This window comes from Streptomyces sp. W16 (assembly GCF_033194735.1).
Classification (GTDB): domain Bacteria; phylum Actinomycetota; class Actinomycetes; order Streptomycetales; family Streptomycetaceae; genus Streptomyces.
Genome location: NZ_JAWOAI010000585.1, coordinates 1 through 5620 on the forward strand (window position 1 = coordinate 1; position 5620 = coordinate 5620).

Genomic DNA, 5620 nt, shown 5'->3' on the forward strand with positions numbered 1-5620 from the left:
GGCGCCCCGGGAGTTGCCCGCGCCGGAACCACGGCCGCCGCCGCCCCCACCGGAACCCCGGGGATTACCGCCCCCGCCGGTCCCGCGGGGGTTGCCGCGCCCGCCGCTCCTACCGCCGCCACCACTGCTGCCACTGCCACTGCTTCGCATCAAAGTTCCGTCGTCGTCGTTTCGTCTGCATCTGCATCCGGTGCATCCGGATCGAACGACGGGACCCCTTCCAGCGTCTCCGCCTCGATCGCCTCAGCCTCAGGGAGGAAGGGCGCGAGCTCCGGGAGCTCGTCCAGGCCTCGCAGGCCCATCCGCTCCAGAAAGTAGTTCGTCGTCACGTACAGGATCGCACCTGTTTCGGGTTCCGTGCCCGCCTCCCCGACCAGACCCCGCTGCAACAGGGTGCGCATCACACCGTCGCAGTTGACTCCGCGGACCATCGAGACCCTGCTACGGCTGACCGGCTGGCGGTACGCGACGACCGCCAGGGTCTCCAGCGCCGCCTGCGTGAGCCGGGCCTGCTGCCCGTCCAGGACGAAGCCCTCGACGGCCGGCGCGTACTCCGGCCGGGAGTAGAAACGCCACCCGCCCGCGATCAGCCGCAGCTCGAAACCGCGCCCCTGGACGGTGTACTCGTCGGCCAGCTCGCGCAACGCGTCCGCGATCCGCCGTTTGGGCCGCTGGAGTATTTTCGCGAGGTGTTCCACGGTCGCGGGCTCGTCCACGACCATCAGGACGGCCTCCAGGGCGGGCTTGAGGTCGAGTTCCGCGACGCCGGACGGGCTCGCCGGTACTCCCGTGGTCTCCTCGCTCACGCCGACTCCTCCTTGGTCTCCTTGGGCACCTCGGGCGGCCGGTCGAACTCGTCCGTGACGACGGGCTCGGCCTCCCCCTCCCCACCGGTCCAGCGCACGATCAGATCGCCGAGCGCGGTCTCCTGGTCGAGGGCTACGGCCTTCTCCCGGTACAGCTCCAGCAGCGCCAGGAACCTCGCCACGACGGTCAGGGTGTCGTCGGTGTCGTCGACGAGCACGCTGAAGCTGGCCTCGCCGAGCTCCCGCAGCCGCGCGACCACGATCCCGGCCTGCTCCTGCACGCTGACGAGCGGCGCGTGGATGTGGTCGATGTAGACCTGCGGCTTGGGCCTGGGCTGCATCGCCTTCACGGCGAGCCTGGCGAAGCCCTCCGGGCCGATCCTGATGACCACCTCGGGCAGCAGCTCGGCGTGGTGCGGTTCGAGTCCGACGGTACGGGGGTAGCGCCGGGCTTCTTCGTCGAGGCGCCGGTTGAAGATCTCGGCGATCTGCTTGTACGCGCGGTACTGCAGCAGCCGCGCGAACAGCAGGTCCCGGGCCTCCAGCAACGCCAGGTCGGCCTCGTCCTCGACCTCGGCGGCGGGCAGCAGCCGGGCCGCCTTCAGATCCAGCAGGGTCGCCGCGACGACGAGGAACTCGGTCGTCTGGTCCAGGTCCCAGTCAGGGCCCATCGCCCTGATGTGCACCATGAACTCGTCGGTGACTTTGGACAGCGCCACCTCGGTGACATCGAGCTTGTGCTTCGAGATCAACTGAAGCAGCAGATCGAAGGGCCCCTCGAAATTGGCGAGCCGCACCTTGAAGACCCCGTCGTCGGGTTCTTCGGGCGCGGCTTCCGCAACAGACGCCGCAGGCTCTCCAGCAGGCGTCTCAGGCTCTTCTACGACGATCTCGGGCTCCGGCTCGGGAGCCGTACCCGGTCCTTTGCCCAGCGCACGCCGACGTCCGGCGGGTGCGCCGGCGGCGGGAGCGTCGTTCGAGGTCATGGCCCCCGCAGGCTACCGCTACCGCCCGCGAAGCCGGCGGACGAGAATGCTCGCGTCCCCTCGGGACTCCAGATCGGCCAGGACGACGGCGACCGCCTCGCGCACGATCCGCCCGCGGTCGATCGCGAGGCCGTGCTCACCCCGGAGCACCAGACGGGCGTGCTCCAGGTCCATCAGCTCCTCGGCGGAGACATACACGGTGATTTTCTCGTCGTGCCGCTCCCGCCCGCTGGGACGCCGCTGGGCGGGCTGTCGGCCGCGCTTGCGGGACTGCCCGGCGGCAGAACCTTCCTGCGCCTCCTGACGTCGTACGGAGCCGTCCACGGCCCGGCTGCGGGACTCGCCCGCGTCCGCGTCGGCCGCGACATGCTCCGCGCCCTCGCCGTCACCGCCCTGTGCGGGTACGGACTGCGGGGCGTCCTCCCCGGCGGCGGCACCGTCGCTCTCCCCCGCCGGAGCCGGCACCCGTACCTCGCCGTTGGACTGGCGCCTGGGGGTGGACGCCTGGAGCGCCATCCCCCCTGTCGTACGGAACAGTTCGTCGGCCCCCGGCAGACTCACTCGGCGTGACACCGGGCGAGCACCTCCCTGGCGAGCTGGCGATAGGCGGCGGCACCGACGGAGTTGGAGGCGTACGTGGTGATCGGCTCACCGGCGACCGTGGTCTCCGGGAAGCGCACCGTGCGCCCGATGACCGTGTGGTAGACGTGCTCGTCGAACGCCTCGACCACGCGGGCGAGCACCTCACGGCTGTGCACGGTGCGGGAGTCGTACATCGTGGCGAGGATCCCGTCGAGCTCCAACTCGGGGTTGAGGCGCTCCTGGACCTTCTCGATCGTCTCCGTCAGCAGGGCGACACCACGCAGCGCGAAGAACTCGCACTCCAGCGGCACGATCACCTTGTGAGCCGCCGTCAGGGCGTTCACGGTGAGCAGGCCGAGGGAGGGCTGACAGTCGATCACGATGTAGTCGTAGTCGGCCATCAGCGGCTTCAACGCCCGCTGCAGGGTGGACTCGCGCGCGACCTCGCTCACCAACTGCACTTCGGCGGCGGACAAGTCGATGTTGCTGGGCAGCAAGTCCATGTTCGGGACAGCCGTCTTGAGCAGTACCTCGTCGGCCGACATGCCCCGCTCCATGAGCAGGTTGTAGACGGTGAGGTCCAACTCCATGGGATTGACGCCGAGTCCGACCGACAGCGCGCCCTGCGGGTCGAAGTCGACGAGCAGTACGCGTCGGCCGTACTCCGCGAGCGCGGCACCCAGGTTGATGGTCGACGTCGTCTTGCCGACGCCGCCCTTCTGGTTGCACATCGCGACGATCGTCGCGGGGCCGTGACTGGTCAGCGGACCCGGGATCGGGAAGTAGGGCAGCGGGCGTCCGGTCGGGCCCACGCGCTCTCGGCGCTGGCGGGCGGCGTCGGGCGCGAGTGTGGCCGCGTACTCGGGATCGGGCTCGTACTCGGCGTCGGGGTCGTAGAAGTGCCCGTCGGGCAGTTCGTCGAAGTCGGCGAACTGGTTGTGGGGCGCGCCCCTTCCGTCGCCGGCCATGGCGTTCACGTGATGGCCATCCATGCTCTGGTGTGCTGGCTGGGTCACCCCTGGCTTGTGGTGACCCCGGTGGGCTGCGAAGGTACGCACCGCGACGGAGCCGACAGCCTCGAACCCCGCGGGCTCCTGGCCCTTTGCAGGCATTCCTGGTTGACCACCCCCGGGAGAAAATGTCGACTCATTCACAAGTCGTCTTACCTCCTTGGTGACCAGGGAATTTCTCGATAGGTCAGCGTGGCACCATGCCGACGTTCGGCGACTCTATGGCGTGTCGGGTGTTCGCAGCAACACAATCCGCCGGACCCGGCCCGATGTGTCGGCAATGAAACATCCCTCTGTCAAGGGCGTACGGCAGTCGCACGGCAGGTTTCACCGGTGCACGAATCGGTTCAAGGGTTACGTTCGGCGCGAGTTGACCGAGTGCCGCAAAGTGACCATACACACACTTCCGGCCGGACCTGTCGAGCAAGGTCCGGCCGGGCGCGCGGTGTTGACGACCTGTGTTGACGTATCGCCTTTTGCTGAACGGTGACTTAGTCGACAGAGTCAGCCGAGCAGGCTCTCCAGCTCGACGTGCTCCAGTCCGTGCGCTTCGGCGACCTCGCGGTAAATCACCTTGCCGTCATGGGTGTTGAGGCCCTTGGCGAGAGCAGGATCACGTCGCAGCGCCTCGACCCAGCCGCGGTTGGCGAGCTCCACGATGTACGGGAGCGTGGCGTTGGTGAGCGCGTAGGTGGACGTGTTCGGCACCGCGCCGGGCATGTTGGCGACGCAGTAGAAGACCGAGTTGTGGACCGGGAAGGTCGGCTCGGCGTGAGTCGTCGGACGCGAGTCCTCGAAGCAGCCGCCCTGGTCGATCGCGATGTCGACAAGCACACTTCCGGGCTTCATCCGCGACACGAGTTCGTTGGTGACGAGCTTCGGGGCCTTGGCGCCCGGGATGAGCACCGCGCCGATGACGAGGTCGGCGTCCAGGACGGCCTTCTCCAGCTCGAAGGAGTTGGACATGATCGCCCGGACCTTGGTGCCGAAGACCTTGTCGGCCTCGCGGAGCTTGTTGATGTCGCGGTCGAGCAGCGTGACGTGGAAGCCCATGCCGACGGCGATCTGCGTGGCGTTCCAGCCGGAGACACCGCCGCCGATGACGACGGCCCGCGCGGGCTGCGTGCCGGGGACACCACCGGGGAGCACGCCACGGCCGCCGACCGAGCGCATCAGGTGGTAGGCGCCGACCTGCGGGGCCAGCCGGCCCGCGACCTCGGACATCGGGGCGAGCAGCGGGAGGGCGCGGCCGGGCAGCTCGACGGTCTCGTAGGCGATCGCCGTGGTGCCGGACTCGACGAGCGCGTCGGTGCACTCCTTGGAGGCGGCCAGGTGCAGGTAGGTGAAGAGCGTCTGGTCCTTGCGGAGGCGGTGGTACTCCTCGGCGATGGGCTCCTTGACCTTGAGCAGCAGGTCGGTGCCGGCCCAGACCTCGTCGGCGGTGGCGAGGATCTGCGCGCCTGCGGAGACGTACTCGTCGTCCGTGATCGAGGAGCCGACGCCGGCGTCGTGCTCGATGAAGACCTGGTGGCCGTGGCGCACCAGCTCGTGCACGCCGGCGGGGGTGATGGCCACCCGGAACTCGTTGTTCTTGACCTCGCGGGGGATGCCGACCTTCACGTCGATCACGGTCCTTGGCTCAGAGGGTGTGGGGCAATACATCTCATACCCGGACATGCGTGAGCGCACCGGGAGACCGCAGGAGAAGGTGCGGCAGAGCCAGTTTAATGAAGGCGTTCTCGGTGTCTAGCCTTTCAATGCATCAATCTTCAGCGGATGTACTACGGATTTCGCAGGCGTTAGCGTCATGTTCCAGGGATTCGGGGGCGGGATCGCCCTCCTGGAGCTCCTCGCCGAGCATCCGTTCGGCCGTCCCGCGGTGCAGCGCGGCGGACGCCGGGTCGCCGAGCCGGTCGAGGGTGTCGGCCAGCCGCAGCTGCAGCGCCGCCTGCAGTCGTACGTCCTCCGCGCGGCGCGCCCACTCGACGGCCTCGTGGCAGGTGAGCAGTGACTCCTCGGGGCGGCCCGCGTACTCCTGGACCCGCGCCAGCTCGCTCAACGCCCGTGCCTGGGCGGGCACATCGCCGTTCTTGCGGTACCCGGCGACGGCCGCCCGCCAGTTCCTCAGCGCCTCGCCGTAGCGGCCCGCGTAGGTGTGCGCGGCGGCGATCCGGCCGTACAGCCGGGCGGCCTCCGCGCGCTCGTCCCGGGCGAGCCGCTGGGCCAGCGCGCGGCC

At 69.1% G+C, this 5620-nt stretch carries 6 protein-coding genes; all 6 read right to left on the reverse strand.

All coding sequences use genetic code 11. From position 1 onward, the window contains the following. Window positions 1–149: 149 nt before the first annotated feature. A complete protein-coding gene (gene scpB / locus R6V09_RS44445) occupies window positions 150–806 on the reverse strand; it encodes an SMC-Scp complex subunit ScpB (RefSeq protein WP_317887174.1) in 657 nt (218 codons plus the stop codon). Further along, the gene (locus R6V09_RS44450) at window positions 803–1792 is read right to left on the reverse strand and encodes a segregation and condensation protein A (RefSeq protein WP_317887175.1); all 990 of its coding nucleotides are present in this window, start codon (window positions 1790–1792) and stop codon (window positions 803–805) included. Before R6V09_RS44450 ends, scpB begins: the two co-directional genes overlap by 4 nt. 18 nt (window positions 1793–1810) lie before the next feature. Then, window positions 1811–2365, reverse strand: a complete 555-nt coding sequence (locus tag R6V09_RS44455; RefSeq protein WP_317887176.1) for a hypothetical protein — start codon at window positions 2363–2365, stop codon at window positions 1811–1813. Continuing rightward, on the reverse strand, window positions 2350–3486 hold the full coding sequence (locus R6V09_RS44460) for a ParA family protein (RefSeq protein ID WP_317887177.1): 1137 nt from the start codon (window positions 3484–3486) through the stop codon (window positions 2350–2352). The genes R6V09_RS44455 and R6V09_RS44460 overlap by 16 nt, the downstream gene beginning before the upstream one ends. Before the next feature lie 402 nt (window positions 3487–3888). Continuing rightward, window positions 3889–5004, reverse strand: coding sequence for an alanine dehydrogenase (gene ald / locus R6V09_RS44465; protein ID WP_317887179.1), 1116 nt, complete (start codon window positions 5002–5004; stop codon window positions 3889–3891). 142 nt (window positions 5005–5146) lie between these two features. Then, on the reverse strand, window positions 5147–5620 hold a 474-nt coding region (locus R6V09_RS44470; RefSeq protein WP_317887178.1), incomplete at its 5' end, for a tetratricopeptide repeat protein.